The sequence below is a fragment of the Ruegeria spongiae genome (assembly GCF_023502395.1).
GTDB classification, from domain to species: domain Bacteria; phylum Pseudomonadota; class Alphaproteobacteria; order Rhodobacterales; family Rhodobacteraceae; genus Ruegeria_C; species Ruegeria_C spongiae.
The window spans coordinates 149,984-164,172 of the sequence record NZ_JAMFMB010000002.1; the positions used below are offsets into that span (position 1 = coordinate 149,984).

Below are 14,189 nucleotides of genomic sequence, written 5' to 3' on the forward strand. Positions count from 1 at the left end.
GGAATATGCTGCTGACGCTCAGTGGCGACCTTCGCGCAGCCATCCGGCCAGAATGAAGCCCGCCGCCAGGAACAGCACCAGCCACGGTGGCAGCAGCGCGGTCTGGGTCACGTCGCGGGTTTCATAGGCCCCGCGCGGGGTCAGCCCGATCCAGCCCCGCCCCGCAGCGGGTCGCCCCTCGCGCACTGACCGGATTGATGGCAGCCCGTCTTCCAGACGCATCACGCCGCCACGCATGGTCGCAAGGATCGGGTCGAGAACGTCGCCGGTGGCGATGGTCTGTTCGAACTCTCTCGGGGCGGCGGGGCCCAGTCCGATCACCGCATGGCGCTCGCCTTCCTGCAACCGGTAGAGGCCAATTTCAGGGCCGGTATACAGCGCCTCGTAACGGCCGGGCGAGACCTGTTGCAACGTAACGGTCTCGGACTCGCCATTGGGGCGGGTGATGGTCACCGGCCCGACCTCTTCCTCCAGCGTGCGGCGGATGATGCGCATGGTGCGGCCCTGAGCGTCAGCCCAGAGCGCCTCTTCCTCAAGCTCGGGTTCCTTCATCATCCAATGGGCCAGCCGGCGCAGCAGTTCCAGTTGCGGCCCGCCGCCGTCATAGCCCCGGCTCCAGAGCCAGGCGTGATCCGAGGCCAACAGCGCCACCCGGCCTTCACCAACCCGGTCGAGGATAAGAAGCGGGCGCTCATCAATGCCACTCATCACCACGTTGCCGGACCTTGGAAAGACATCGACTTGTCGCAGCCACGCGCCCCAGTCCTCTGGCCCGCCCAGATCGGCAGTGACCGGGTGACGCTGGCCCAGATCGGTCACAACGGGCGTGTAGCGGTCTTCGATCACGCGGGCGGTGGGCTGCGCGGGCAATGTCGGCCCAAGCGGCGAGCGGTAGATGCTGTCGGCAGTGGCGAAATCGGGGCCCGCGGCGACCAGCACCGCGCCGCCATCGGCGACATATTGCGAGACATTGTCCAGATAGATCGCGGGCAAGATTCCGCGCCGCTTGTAGCGGTCGAAGATGATCAGGTCGAAATCGTTGATCTTTTCCAGGAACAACTCGCGCGTGGGGAAGGCGATCAGAGACAGCTCATCCACCGGCACGCCGTCCTGCTTTTCGGGAGGGCGCAGAATGGTGAAATGCACCAGATCGACGGCACTGTCCGACTTCAGCAGGTTGCGCCAGGTGCGCCCGCCCGGGTGCGGCTCGCCCGAGACCAGCAGAACCCGCAACCGGTCGCGTACGCCGTTCATCTGGATCAGCGCGGTGTTGTTGCGGTCGGTCAGTTCGCCCTCGGCAGTGGGCACGGTGAACTGGATCACGTTGCGTCCGCCATGGGTAAGCATCACCGGCAGGTCGATATCCTGTCCTATGGGCACGGTGAACAGGTCCGGCTCGGCCCCGTCCACCGAGATTTGCAGCGGTGCAGACCGCTGGTCCGGTGGTGACGCGCCGCTATCCTCGATCCTCAGCGTCAGGGTCACCGGCTCGTCAATGATGGCGAAGGCGGGCGCATTCTTGACGATCAGGCGGCGATCCCAATCGTCGCTGGTCCCGGACAGCAGCAAATGCATCGGTGCGGGAAGCTGGGGTGCCATATCGACATCATGCACCCGGCCATCCGAGAGCGCGATGATCCCGGCAACCCGCGCGCGCGGCTCTTCGGCCAGAACCTCAGACAATGCGCTCATCAACTGGGTGCCGGCATCGCCCTCGCCATCGCCGACGCGGACACGGCGCAGCTCGGTGTTGTCGCGGGCTTCGATCGCGGTAGCCAGAGCCTCGGCGGCGCCTTCGGTCTGCTGCGCGCGGTCGGCGAGGGTCTGACTGGCGCTGTGATCTTCCAGCAGGATCACGATGTCGCTGAGCGGTGCGCGGTCTTCGATCTGATACGCCGGACCGGCCAGCGCACCCAGCAGGACCAGCGCCGCAAGACCCCGCAACGCCCAGCCCGACAAACCACGCCAAAGCGCCAATAGGATCCCGGCACCGGCAAGAGCGGCCAGAACAGCCAGGGCGGGCCAGGGGATCAGCGGATCAAAGACGATACTTCCGGTCATTGGCCCAACCTGTCCAGTAGCGCAGGCACATGCACCTGATCGGATTTGTAATTGCCGGTCAGCACATGCATCACCAGATTGACGCCAAAGCGATAGGCCAGCTCGCGCTGCCGCTCGCCGGTAAATCCGCGACCGACCGGAAGCAGGGGGCGGCCATTACGGTCAATGGCCCAGGCTGCGGCCCAGTCATTGCCGCCGATGATCACGGGCGTGACCCCGTCATTGAGGTTGCGAAACGGCATGCCCTCGATCTGTTCAGCGTCGGGTGGGGCGGCTTCGACCCAGACATCCGTGCCCTGATGGCGACCCGGAAAATCCTGCAGCAGGTAGAAGGTGCGGGTCAGCACGTGATCGCGTGGCACCGGTTCGAGTGGCGGCACATCCAAAGGCGCCGCCAGTTGCTGCAATTTGCGACCGTTGGGGCTGCCGGTTCCAAACCGCGCGATATCGGCGTCACGCGTGTCAAAGAGGATCATGCCGCCGGATCTGAGATAGGCGTTCAGCTTTGTATAGGCCGCGTCTGAGGGCAGTGGTTGCTCTGGGGAGATTGGCCAGTAGAGGAAGGGAAAGAAGGACAGTTCATCGCGCTCGAGGTCGATGCCGACCGGCTCGACCGGTTCCACCGATGTGCGATAGCCGAGGACCTCGCTGAGGCCCCGCAGCCCCGCCTGCGCCACATCATCGACGGTGCGGTCGCCGGTCAGCACATGGGCCAGAACCAATTCTGCAGTGGCGGACAGCGCGAATCCGGGATCATCCGCGTCTTGTGCCTGCGCCTCTTGTGTGATCAGGGACACCAGCAAAAGCGGTGCCAGCGCGGCCATCCGCAAGCGCCCCGAAAGCGCCAGCGAGGCGATCACGTCGAGCAGCAACAGCAGAACCGCAAGACTCAGCAGCGGGCCACCCAGCGGTGTCTCGCGTTCGACCGACAGACCCTCGACCGGGATATCGGTGGGCCAGATCGCAGGGATCAGATCGGCATCGGCAGTCAGCACATTGCGCGCCAGCCGCCTGTCTTCGCTGGCATAGATACCGGGGCGCAGGTCGGGGCCAAGCGGGTCTTCGACCAGCGCGGCCCCTTCGACGCCCGGCAGGTTGCCCGCATCCTTGAACGCGCCGAACCCGTCCAATACCTGAACCGGGGTCCATGTGGTGCCCGCCAGATCCTCGGCCTCGGGCGGTTTGGCCGAGGATGAGACCGCGAGCCGTTCCAGCATCTCAACAAACAGCCCCGACAGCGGCAGGCTCGACCATTCGGCGTTGGCGGTGACGTGGAACAGCACGATCTGGCCCTGACCCAGCGGTTTGCGGGTGACCAGCGGAGTGCCGTCGCTGAGCGCGGCGATCACCCGGTCGGCCAGTGTCGGGTCGGGTTGCGCCATCACCTGTGCCGTGACCCGGACATCGTCAGGCACCGGCAGGCCGAAAAAGGGCGAGGTGTCGGGGAAAGGGGCCAGCGCCTTGGGCTCTCCCCAACTCATCGCGCCGCCCACGGACCGTCCGCCCGAGCGCAAGCGCACCGGCATCAGCGGGTGTTCGTCATTGCGGCTGACCTCGCTCGCGGCAAGGCGCGGCCCGGCAAAGCGCAGCAGCAGCCCACCCTCTTCGACCCATTCGGTCAGCGCGGTTTCCTCAGCGCCCGACAACGTGGCCACATCGGCCAGCACGATGACATCGGGTTTGGCGGGCAGGATATCGGTGAGCGCGCCGTTCAGCAGTTCGGCGGTGGGCTGCAGCGCCTGTTCCAGATAGTGCAGCGGCGACAGCAGCTCCAGCCCTTCGCGGTCCTCGCGCCCGGCAATCAGCGCCACTTCGCGGCGGCGCAGGCTGTCATCGGCCAAAGTCACCGCACCGGCAGAGCGTTGCCCCTGCAATTCGAACCGGGTGATCCGCGCGCGCAGTTCCGAGGGCAGCGACAGGGCGGTTTCGGCATGGGTTTCACCACCCGCAAAACCTGCGGTGGCCGAGGCCAGAACCCGCGCCGTGCCACCCGGATCGCGGCCATGGGCCAGAATAGTGCCATCTTGCGGCAAGTCCGACGGACTGCGAATGGCGCGCAGTTGAATGGCGCCATCCTCGAAAAACGAGGGCAGCATGCCCAGAACTGGTTTCTCGGTCTGGTAGACGCTGACCGGACCGGCGCTGCCGAGCGCGGCCAGAATGCGGTCGCGACCGGCATAGTCCAGCCCGTCGCTGAACCAGCGGGTTTCAAAGCTTTCGTCTATCGCGGCGATGGTGGCCTCGGCGCTGGTGATCTGTGCGACGGCTGGCTGCCATGGCATCGGCTCCAAGCCCGGCAGGCGGTTGCGCCAGACATCTGCGCTCTGGAAGACGGGTTGCTCCGGCGCGCTCAGCCGCAGGATCGAGACCGGCCTGCTGGTGCGCCCGGCCTCGCCAAGCTGTGCATCCAGCAGCGCCATCTTGTCGGGCCATCCGGTCGCCCCGGCCCAGCTTGCATCCAGCACGATCAGCAAGGGACCAGAGCCGCTGGCCTCGCGAGACGGGTTCAGAACCGGCCCGGCAAGGCCGACGATCACCGCCGCCACGGCCAGCATCCGCAGCAGCAGCAGCCACCAGGGTGTCCGATCCGAGACGCTTTCATCGTCGCGCAGACCCAGCAGCAGGGTGACGGCGGGAAACAGGCGGCGGATCGGTGCGGGCGGAACGGCACGCAGGATCAGCCACAGGACCGGCAGCACCAGCAGACCCAGCAGCAACCAGGGCGCGGTAAAGCCTATGCCGCCAATCACGGTCACCGATGGCCACCATCAAGCGCGCGGTAAACCCATAGCAGCGCCGCCTGGGCGCTGTCTCCGGTATGATGCAGCCCGAATTGCCATCCGGTCACGTGACACAGGTGTTTCAGCCTGTCCTTCCTTTCCGCCAGCCGGGCGATGTAACGCGGCTTCAGGTCCCCGGCTTTCAGGGTTTCGTGGCGCAACGTACCGCCGACGCTTTCGAAGATGGTCCGCCCCTGATATGGGAACTCTTCTTCGCCGGGATCAAGGGTCATCATCAAAACCCCGCGCACGCCGCGATCGGCGGCTTTGGTCAGGGCCAGTTCCACCTCGTCCAGATCGCCCAGAAAATCCGACAGGAACACGGCGCGGGCATGAGGGATCATGGCGCGGTGTTCGGGCGGCTGGTAATCGGGTTCGGCATCCTGCGCCCAGGCCTCGGCCAGCCGGATGACCTGCGCATTGCCGCGACGCGGCGGCAGGGCCGTGCCGGTCAGCCCAACCCGTTCGCCGCCCCGGATCAGCAGGATCGCGATGGCCAGCCCAACCAGCCGGGCGCGGTCCGCCTTGGTCGGCAGGCTTTTGTCCGAAGCAAACCGCATCGATGCCCCCTGATCGACCCAGAGCATCACCGATTGCGCAATTTGCCATTCGCGCTCGCGCACGAATTGCTGATCGCCGCGCGCCGAGCGGCGGTGGTCGATCAGGCGCTTGCTGTCGCCATGCTGCGCCGGACGGTATTGCCAGAAATCATCGCCCAGACCAGCGCGCCGACGACCGTGATCACCCAGCAGAACGGTGCCTGCCAGATGCTCGGCCCGCGCCAGCAGCGGCGGCAGGCGCGAGGCTTCGGCCTCGGATCGTTCCCTGAGGGTCAGGGCGGGTGTCACGCGGCGGCCTCGGTCCGGCTCAGGCCCTGCGCGGTGCGCTCGATCAGATCGGCCAGGCGGTCACCGCGCGCGCGGGCGGCAAAGTTCAACGCCATCCGGTGGCTGAGAACCGGGCGCGCCATGTCCAGCACATCCTCGGCATTGGGGGCCAACCGACCCTGCAGCAAGGCGCGCGCACGCACGGTCATCATCAGGGCCTGTGCCGCACGCGGGCCAGGCCCCCAGGCGACGGTTTCGGCAACCTGGTCCGAGACACCGGGCTCGTCAGGGCGGAAGGCGCGCACCAGATCGAGGATCAGATCGACAACCGACTCGCCCACCGGCATCCGCCGCAGCAAGGTCTGGGCGGCGAGCAATTCGTCGCGGGTGAACACCTGCGTGGCCGCGGCCTCTTCCACGCCGGTTGTGGCCAGCAGAATGTCACGCTCGGTCTCGCGGTCGGGATATTCCACATCGACCTGCACCAGGAACCGATCCAGCTGCGCCTCGGGCAGCGGATAGGTGCCTTCTTGTTCGATCGGGTTCTGCGTGGCCAGCACGTGGAACGGTTCACCCAGCAAACGGTCCTCACCGGCGACGGTCACCGTCTTTTCCTGCATCGCCTGCAGCAGCGCCGATTGTGTCCTCGGGCTGGCGCGGTTGATTTCATCCGCCATCAAGAGCTGGCAAAAGACCGGCCCGGAGACGAAGCGGAAATGGCGCGAGCCGTCCTCGGCGGTATCCAGCACCTCAGAACCCAGAATGTCGGCGGGCATCAGGTCGGGGGTGAACTGGATGCGGTTGCCGTGCAGGCCCATCACCGTCGACAGCGTCTCGACCAGCAGGGTCTTGCCCAGACCCGGCAATCCGATCAGCAACGCATGGCCGCCACACAGCAGCGCGGTCAGCGTCAGGTCCACCACACGCTCCTGTCCGATGAAGCGGCGGGTGATCGAGGCCTTGGCCTGCTGAAGCTTGTCTTCCAGCGCTTCGATCTCGGCGACAAGGTCGGTCGGATCAGACATGACATTCCTTTCTGTGGGCGTATATGGTTGTGAGTGTATCTCTCTCACCGGAAATGGCAAAAACAATGAGTGAACAAAAGAGTGTTACACCCTCGGCAGATGGCATTGCGGCATCGGTCCGGGCCGTTGCCAAGCGCGGATTGCCGCCGGTGCATTTGTGGAACCCGCCCTTTTGCGGTGATCTGGACATGCGTATCGCGCGCGACGGGACGTGGTTTTATCTTGGAACGCCCATTGGCAGGCCGCAACTGGTGCGGCTGTTCTCGTCAGTGCTCAAGAAAGAGGATGGCAAGTATTTCCTGGTGACGCCGGTGGAAAAGGTCGGCATCACCGTGGAGGACGCGCCTTTTGTCGCGGTGGATTTCGAGGCAACCGGCAGCGGCGCGGATCAGGTGCTGGATTTCGTTACCAAAACCGAGGACAGCGCCACTGCCGGGTCTGACCATCCGATTCGGGTCGAGCGTGACCCCGAAACGGGTGAGCCGTCGCCTTATGTCCACATACGTGCCGATCTTGAGGCTCTGATCGACCGCAAGAGCTTTTACCGGCTGGTCGAGCTTGGTGTGCATTCCAACGGCTGGTTCGGCGTCTGGTCGTCCGGCCAGTTTTTCCCGATTATCCCGTCCGAGGAATTGAACGCCTGAGTGGCAGGCGCGGGATTTGTTGACAGGTGCGGCATTCTCGATTTATTTTTGGCGCAAAAATAATAGTGGGAGAATGCCGTGTATCTGGGACTTGATCTGGGCACGTCCGGGCTGCGCGGGCTGTTGACCGAAGGGGATGGCCGCGTCGTCGGCTCGGCCGAGGCAAGCTATCCCAACCCGCATCCGGCATCGGGCTGGTCCGAACAGGACCCGGCGGATTGGATCAGGGCCTGTCAGGCCGTCATGGCCGCGCTTTCAGAGGCGTATCCAAGGGAAGTCGGCGCGTTACGGGGCATCGGGTTGAGCGGCCATATGCATGGCGCGACATTGCTGGGATCGGATGATGCGGTTTTGCGGCCCTGTATCCTGTGGAATGACACAAGGTCCGCCAATCAGGCGAGTTGGCTGGATGCGCGGCCCGGCATCCGTGAAAGCTCTGGCAATATCGTGTTTCCCGGCTTTACCGCGCCCAAGTTGCTCTGGGTCGAGGAACACGAGCCGGACGTATTCTCGAAGACGGCCAAGGTGTTGCTGCCGAAGGATTACCTGCGTCTGTGGCTGACCGGTGACCATATCAGCGACATGTCTGACAGCGCTGGCACCACCTGGCTGGATGTCGGCGCGCGCGACTGGTCTGCACAGGCATTGGAAACAAGCCACATGCGGCGCGAACAGATGCCCGATCTGGTCGAGGGCAGCGCGCCCGGAGGCCAGCTTCGCGCGGCGCTTTGCACCGAATGGGGCATCACCGGGCCGGTGATCGTCGCCGGGGGCGGCGGCGACAATGCGGCTGCGGCCTGCGGGGCGGGGTGTTTTGCCGAAGGTACCGGCTTTGTCTCGCTGGGCACGTCGGGCGTGCTGCTGGCCGCACGCGACAGTTTTGCGCCTGCGCCGGAGACGGCTGTGCATTCGTTTTGCCACGCGGTGCCGGGGCGCTGGTACCAGATGGGCGTTATCCTTGCGGCCACCGATTGCCTGAATTGGCTGTCGCGCAGTGTCGGGCAAAGCCCCGAGGCACTTGCCGGGGCGTTGCCGGGCCGGATTTCGGGGCCGGGTGCGTTAACCTTCCTGCCGTATCTGTCGGGCGAGCGCACACCGCATAACGATGCGAATATGCGCGGGGCCTTTGTCGGGCTCGATATCGGGATGGGTACCGACGCCCTGACCCGCGCGGTCATGGAGGGCGTCGCCTTTGCCCTGCGCGACAGTCTTGAGGCGCTGCGCAGGACTGGCGCCAATCTGGAAACTGTGCTTGCGGTCGGTGGCGGTACACGGTCGCGATTCTGGCTGGAAACGCTGGCCTCGACCCTGGGCCTGTCGCTGGCATTGCCTGCGGGCGGTGAGTTCGGGGCCGCTCTGGGCGCGGCCCGTCTGGCGATCTGCGCTGAAAGCGGCGCCGACCCGGATCAGGTCATGACCGCGCCCGAGATTTCGGAAACCATCGCCCCCCGCGCCGATCTGACGGCGCTTTATGACGAGGCATACCAGTCATATCGAACGCTTTACCCCGCGTTGCGTCAGGCCCACAAATGACCCGGCTGATGCAATCCCTGTCCGCGGCCCTGTTGCTGGCAAGCGCTGGCGTGGCCGGTGCCGACATGCCCGATCTGGGCCCCCCGCCGGTCTTCACCGACCCGGATATCGAGCGGGCTGCGCTGGGGCAGTTGCTGTTTTACGACCCGATCCTGTCCGGCAACCGCAATATTTCCTGCGCGAGTTGTCATCATCCCCGGTTCGGGACGTCGGACGGCGTATCGCTGTCACTGGGGGAAGGGGGTGTCGGATTGGGGCCTGAGCGGCGACCAGACCCTGAAAATCTGCCCGAGCAACGACTGCCACGCAACGCACCGGCATTGTGGAACCTTGGCGCAGAAGAATTCACGGTGATGTTCCATGACGGACGGTTGGAGGCTGACGATGCGGAGCCGAACGGCATCCGCACGCCCCTTGGCGGTGACATGACCACCGGTTTCGACTCGGTTCTGTCGGCGCAGAGCATGTTTCCGGTCCTGTCGAGCGATGAGATGGCCGGGCATTATTCGGAAAACGAGATCAGCCGGTCGGTGCGGCTGGGGATGCTCAGCCAAAAGGGCGGGGCCTGGGATCAGCTTGCTGCCCGCGTTCAGGCCATTCCCGCCTATGCTGATCGGTTGCAGGCAGTACGGCGCGCGGATGAGAGCGACGGGTTCCCGCTGATCTCGAACCTGATCGCAGATTTCATCCGCTTTGAATGGCGCGCCGATAACAGCCCCTTCGACCGTGCCATGCGCGGCGAGGCAGCGCTCGACCCCAAGGCGCAGCGGGGTCTGGACCTGTTTTATGGCGAGGCGGGATGCGCGTCCTGTCATTCCGGCTGGTTCCAGAGCGACCACGCCTTTCACGCCATCGCCATGCCGCAGATCGGCCCCGGCAAGGCGGCGCGTTTCGAGAGCCACACCCGCGACGAGGGCCGGATGCGGGTCACCGGCGACCCGGCGGATGCCTATGCGTTCCGCACGCCTTCATTGCGCAATGTCACGCTGACCGCGCCTTACGGGCATACTGGGGCGTATGCCGATCTGGAACAGGTGATCCGGCACCATCTGGACCCGGTTGAGGCACTGGAGAGCTATGCGCTGGAACTTGCCCTGTTGCCCGCCTTGGCGGGGGCTGATGATACGCGCGCCTTGAACGACCCGCAGGAGGTGGCGAAAATCGCGGCGGCAAATGATCTTGCACCGCTGGCGCTGAGCGATGACGAGATAGCTGACCTGATCGCATTTCTGGGTGCGTTGACGGATGACGCAAAGCGGCTGGGCGTGCCTGATATCGTACCCAGCGGCTTGCCGGTGGACCGCTAGGGACGTATCGCCAGACGTTGATTGGCCGCAACGCTCTGCCAGTCCGAGCTTGACTCGTCCGGCCAGACCACCCGGATTTCGACCGTTTCATCCGCGCCCAGCCCGAATTGCAGCGGCCCGGCGCTGCCGCTGGCATGGCCGCCACCCACGGTGACTTCTCGGGTCTGCACGCCTCGGGCGCTGCGCAGTTCGACAAACGCGCCAATCGCCTGCCGGTTCGGTGCGGTGCCGGAGACATCCACCAGCAGCCAGTTGCCCTGCGCGCCGGTGCTTTCGTACAGTTCCATCGGCGCCCGCCGGTTCATCACCACAAGATCCAGCGCGCCGTCGTGGTTCAGGTCGATCAGTGCCGCCCCGCGCGACCGTGCCATCGAGGCGATCCCGGCCTCTGCCGCCATCTCGACAAACCGCCCGTCAGCCTGTTGCACCAGCAGCGTGTTGGGATCTTTCATGGCCGCATCCGGCATCTGCTCGACATTGCCCTTGGCCACGAAGATATCGTCGCGCCCATCGCTGTTCACATCGCCGAACGCCGCGTGCCATCCGGTCGAGGGCCGCCCGTCGCCGCCCGTATGCGGACGGTGCGCCGTAGTGCCCCGGTCATAGGTTGCATCACGCCAGACGGGTCCGCCCGGGACCGGGTCGAAGCTCTGAAATTTCTGGTCGCCCATCGAGGTCAGGTAGACCTCGGGGAAGCCATCGCCGGTCAGATCGCGCGAGGCGATGCCCATGCCCCAGAGGCTGTAGGGCTGCCATCCCTCGCCCTCGGTATAAAGACGCGGGTCCTCTTCCATCGCCCACATCTGTTCCTGCCCACCACGCACATAATAGTGCCGGTCATTGCTGACCCGCAGGTCGGCGCGCCCGGTGCGGCCCCAATCGGAAAACAGCATCGACAACGCGCAGAAACCGGGCTCCAGGCGTTCCGGCGGGCCATAGCGGTCGCCATCGGGGCGATAGAGCAGGGTGGCATCGCAGGCCTCGAACGGACCCTCGGGATTGCTGCGGTCCACATAGGTGCCAAAGGCCAGCGTCGGCAGGCTCTGCCCGTCCTCCCAGGTGGCGGAGAACCCGGTGGTCCAGTGATCGCCCGAGGTGAACCCCAGCCCCTCGAAGGGCGCGAACGTGCAATCGCCCTGACCCCGCAGCAAGAGATCAGGCCCGACCCGCAAGATGGCCAGATCGAGCACATCGTCACCGTCGATCTCGACCGGATAAGCCCCGGTCACACCGGTGAGCGACAAGCTGTCCGGTGTGTCTTCCTCAAACCGCAGGCTCGCACCCGGGTCGTCGGTCAGGTTCCGCATCAATTGGGCGGGATTCTCGCCCCCGGCAGCATAAAGATCGGGCAGGTCGTCGCCATCGCAGTCGAATGCAGCCACGCCGCCGCCCACGAAATGTTCCCAACCGCCATCATAAACATGGTCCGGGATCGGGCGAGGCTCGAAAAGTGGCGCCTGAGGGTCAGCATGGCCGGGCAATGCCAGCGACATAAGCGGCAGCGCCTTAAGCAGTTGCATTGACCACCTCTCGGGCGGCGCGGGCCGAGACCTGCTCGATCCCGTAGGCGGCGGCCCCCTTGGCCCACATCAGATCGCCCCAGTGATGCACCTTGATCTCGGGCAGCGGCGCGTCGATCTCGACGACCGAGCGTTTCACACTGTCCAACACGCGTTCTTCATACAGGTGGTCAAAGGAGATTTGCGCACCTGACAACACGATCAGTTGCGGGTCGAAGATGTTGATCAGATTCGACAGCCCCATGGCAAACATCTGCCCGGCCCGGTCCAGCACCGATTGCGCCAGTCGGTCGCCTTCGCGCGCGGCGGCAAGAACGTCGGCCACGCTGCGCGGCCGGTCGCCCAGCGTCTGGATGTTGGCCTCGCGCAGCAGCGCATAATCGCCCACATAAGCCTCAAGACAGCCGCGCTGGCCGCACTGGCACAGCGCACCGCCGTTTTGAACCTTGGTGTGACCGAACTCGGCACCGCAGCCGCGCGCACCACGATAGAGCTTGCCGTCCAGTACGATCCCCATCCCGACCCCGTGCTCGATGGTGACCACGAGGAAATCGCGATAGCCCTGACCGTCACCAAAGAGCTGCTCGGCAATCGCCACCAGATTGGCGTCATTGTCGATAAATACCGGACTGGAAAGTTTCCGGGACAGGATCGCGCCGAACTCGACATTGCGTTCGGTCAGTGATGACGACCAATGCACGAAGCCTTTGGGGGCGTCGATCTGACCGGGCAGGCCGATGGCAATGCCCGACAGGCTGGATTTTTCCACGCCCGCCTGCGCGCAGGTGTCCGCGATGGCGGTCCTGATCTCGTCGGCCAGGTCCTCGCCTGACATGCGGGCGTTGCGCAGATCGTGTTCATGCAAGGCAATCTCGGTCCCGCTGAAGTCCACCAGCAGTACCGTGACGCTTTTCTGCGAGACCTTGAGGCCCGCGATTCTATGCGCCTCGCCCCTCAGTTTGAGCAAGACGCGGGGTCGGCCGCGCTTGGCCTTGGGGGCCGCTGCGCTGGGCTCCTGGCTGATTTCCTCGATCAACCCTTCTTCCAGCATGTCGGCGGTGATGGCGGTGACCGTGGCTGGGCTGAGACCGGTGGCCGAGGCGATGTCGATGCGGGCGATTCGGTCGGCCGCGCGGATTTCTTCGAGGATTCTCAACCGGCTGACCTCTCGCTGGTCGGCTGCCGCAGGGGTGGGTCTGGGCGCATTCATGGCGTCATATCCTCTTTTGGCTTGTGTCGCGTTTCAGTGCGGAACAAGCTGATTCAGGTTCTTTTGTGTAAGCCGATCATATTTATTTTGACAGAAAAAATAAATATGTTAAAACAAATCATGCTGAGGCCAAACCATCAGCACGCAATTTCTCAGGGAGGAGGAACACCATGAAAAAACTCGGACTCACTGCTGTTGCCACAATGCTGATGAGCACAGCGGCATTTGCGCAGACCGTCGGCGTAAGCTGGTCGAATTTTCAGGAAGAACGCTGGAAGACGGACGAGGCGGCGATTGTCGCGGCGCTTGACGCAGCCGGTGCCGAATATGTCTCGGCGGATGCGCAATCATCCTCCAGCAAGCAATTGGCGGATGTGGAAAGCCTGATCGCACAGGGCGTGGACGCGCTGATCATTCTGGCGCAGGACACGCAGGCCATCGGCCCGGCGGTTCAGGCCGCTGCCGATGAAGGCATTCCGGTCATCGCCTATGACCGCCTGATCGAAGACCCGCGCGCCTTCTACCTGACCTTCGACAATGTCGAAGTGGGCCGGATGCAGGCCCGCGCGGTGCTGGAGGCACAGCCCGAGGGCAACTACGTGATGATCAAGGGCTCGCCCACCGATCCGAACGCGGATTTCCTGCGTGGCGGTCAGCAGGAAATCCTGCAAGAGGCGATTGATAGTGGCAAGATCACCATCGTGGGCGAGGCCTATACCGATGGCTGGCTGCCTGCGAATGCGCAGCGCAACATGGAACAGATCCTGACCGCCAATGACAACAAGGTTGACGCCGTTGTTGCCTCGAATGACGGCACCGCCGGTGGCGCTGTTGCGGCGCTGACCGCGCAGGGCATGGAAGGCACGCCGGTCTCGGGACAGGATGGCGACCACGCCGCGCTGAACCGTGTGGCCAACGGCACACAGACCGTGTCGGTCTGGAAGGACGCGCGCGAACTGGGCAAGGCGGCAGGCGAAGTAGCCGTTGCGATGGCCGGTGGCGCGTCTGGTTCGGATGTCGATGGGGCGGGCGAGTGGACCTCGCCAGCCGGAACCGTCATGACGGCCAAGTTCCTGGCCCCGGTGCCGGTGACCAAGGACAATCTGACCGCCGTGGTCGATGCCGGCTGGATCACCCAGGATGCGCTCTGCCAGGGCGTGACGGGCGGCCCGGCACCTTGTAACTAAGGTCGTGCAACTAAAACCGCGTAACTAAGGTCGTCTAATCAAGAACGACCGGGTGCTGCGCCACGGTGCAGCACCCCCTCCCCACCACCGCTGAA

10 protein-coding genes are annotated in these 14,189 nt (G+C 64.8%); 4 read left to right on the top strand and 6 right to left on the bottom strand.

Going from position 1 to position 14,189, the window contains the following annotated elements:
- Positions 1-18 precede the first annotated feature (18 nt).
- From M3P21_RS02620 to M3P21_RS02635, 4 genes are read right to left on the bottom strand one after another with little or no spacing between them, the layout of a single operon-like run.
- Complete coding sequence (locus M3P21_RS02620; protein ID WP_249706567.1) at positions 19-2,061, bottom strand: hypothetical protein; 2,043 nt, start codon at positions 2,059-2,061, stop codon at positions 19-21.
- On the bottom strand, positions 2,058-4,817 hold the full coding sequence (locus tag M3P21_RS02625) for a DUF4159 domain-containing protein (protein WP_249706569.1): 2,760 nt from the start codon (positions 4,815-4,817) through the stop codon (positions 2,058-2,060). Before M3P21_RS02625 ends, M3P21_RS02620 begins: the two co-directional genes overlap by 4 nt.
- Positions 4,814-5,689: a DUF58 domain-containing protein gene (locus M3P21_RS02630; protein ID WP_249706571.1), complete on the bottom strand. Its 876-nt coding sequence runs from the start codon at positions 5,687-5,689 to the stop codon at positions 4,814-4,816. The genes M3P21_RS02625 and M3P21_RS02630 overlap by 4 nt, the downstream gene beginning before the upstream one ends.
- Entirely contained in the window at positions 5,686-6,693 is a 1,008-nt protein-coding gene (locus M3P21_RS02635) for an AAA family ATPase (RefSeq protein WP_249706573.1), read from the bottom strand. The genes M3P21_RS02630 and M3P21_RS02635 overlap by 4 nt, the downstream gene beginning before the upstream one ends.
- Before the next feature lie 65 nt (positions 6,694-6,758).
- Between M3P21_RS02635 and M3P21_RS02640 the strand changes: the two genes are divergently transcribed.
- From M3P21_RS02640 to M3P21_RS02650, 3 genes are all read left to right on the top strand, one after another.
- On the top strand, positions 6,759-7,337 hold the full coding sequence (locus M3P21_RS02640; protein ID WP_249706575.1) for a DUF1285 domain-containing protein: 579 nt from the start codon (positions 6,759-6,761) through the stop codon (positions 7,335-7,337).
- 78 nt (positions 7,338-7,415) lie between these two features.
- Entirely contained in the window at positions 7,416-8,870 is a 1,455-nt protein-coding gene (gene xylB / locus M3P21_RS02645) for a xylulokinase (protein WP_249706576.1), read from the top strand.
- Positions 8,871-8,878: 8 nt separating this feature from the next.
- Positions 8,879-10,177: a cytochrome-c peroxidase gene (locus tag M3P21_RS02650; RefSeq protein WP_249706578.1), complete on the top strand. Its 1,299-nt coding sequence runs from the start codon at positions 8,879-8,881 to the stop codon at positions 10,175-10,177.
- Here M3P21_RS02650 and M3P21_RS02655 read toward each other — a convergent pair.
- Entirely contained in the window at positions 10,174-11,697 is a 1,524-nt protein-coding gene (locus M3P21_RS02655; protein ID WP_249706580.1) for a CRTAC1 family protein, read from the bottom strand. The two genes, M3P21_RS02650 and M3P21_RS02655, sit on opposite strands and share 4 nt — an antisense overlap.
- A complete protein-coding gene (locus M3P21_RS02660; protein WP_249706581.1) occupies positions 11,684-12,907 on the bottom strand; it encodes an ROK family transcriptional regulator in 1,224 nt (407 codons plus the stop codon). Before M3P21_RS02660 ends, M3P21_RS02655 begins: the two co-directional genes overlap by 14 nt.
- 170 nt (positions 12,908-13,077) lie before the next feature.
- Between M3P21_RS02660 and xylF the strand changes: the two genes are divergently transcribed.
- Positions 13,078-14,094 (top strand): D-xylose ABC transporter substrate-binding protein, encoded by a 1,017-nt coding sequence (gene xylF, locus M3P21_RS02665; RefSeq protein ID WP_249706582.1) that lies wholly within the window; start codon positions 13,078-13,080, stop codon positions 14,092-14,094.
- The last annotated feature ends 95 nt before the right edge of the window (positions 14,095-14,189 follow it).

Coding starts and splice junctions, on each gene's coding strand:
- M3P21_RS02620 (WP_249706567.1), bottom strand. CDS start 2,061: ATGACCGGAAGTATCGTCTTTGATCCGCTGATCCCCTGGCCCGCCCTG.
- M3P21_RS02635 (WP_249706573.1), bottom strand. CDS start 6,693: ATGTCTGATCCGACCGACCTTGTCGCCGAGATCGAAGCGCTGGAAGAC.
- M3P21_RS02640 (WP_249706575.1), top strand. CDS start 6,759: ATGAGTGAACAAAAGAGTGTTACACCCTCGGCAGATGGCATTGCGGCA.
- M3P21_RS02650 (WP_249706578.1), top strand. CDS start 8,879: ATGCAATCCCTGTCCGCGGCCCTGTTGCTGGCAAGCGCTGGCGTGGCC.
- M3P21_RS02655 (WP_249706580.1), bottom strand. CDS start 11,697: ATGCAACTGCTTAAGGCGCTGCCGCTTATGTCGCTGGCATTGCCCGGC.
- M3P21_RS02660 (WP_249706581.1), bottom strand. CDS start 12,907: ATGAATGCGCCCAGACCCACCCCTGCGGCAGCCGACCAGCGAGAGGTC.
- xylF (WP_249706582.1), top strand. CDS start 13,078: ATGAAAAAACTCGGACTCACTGCTGTTGCCACAATGCTGATGAGCACA.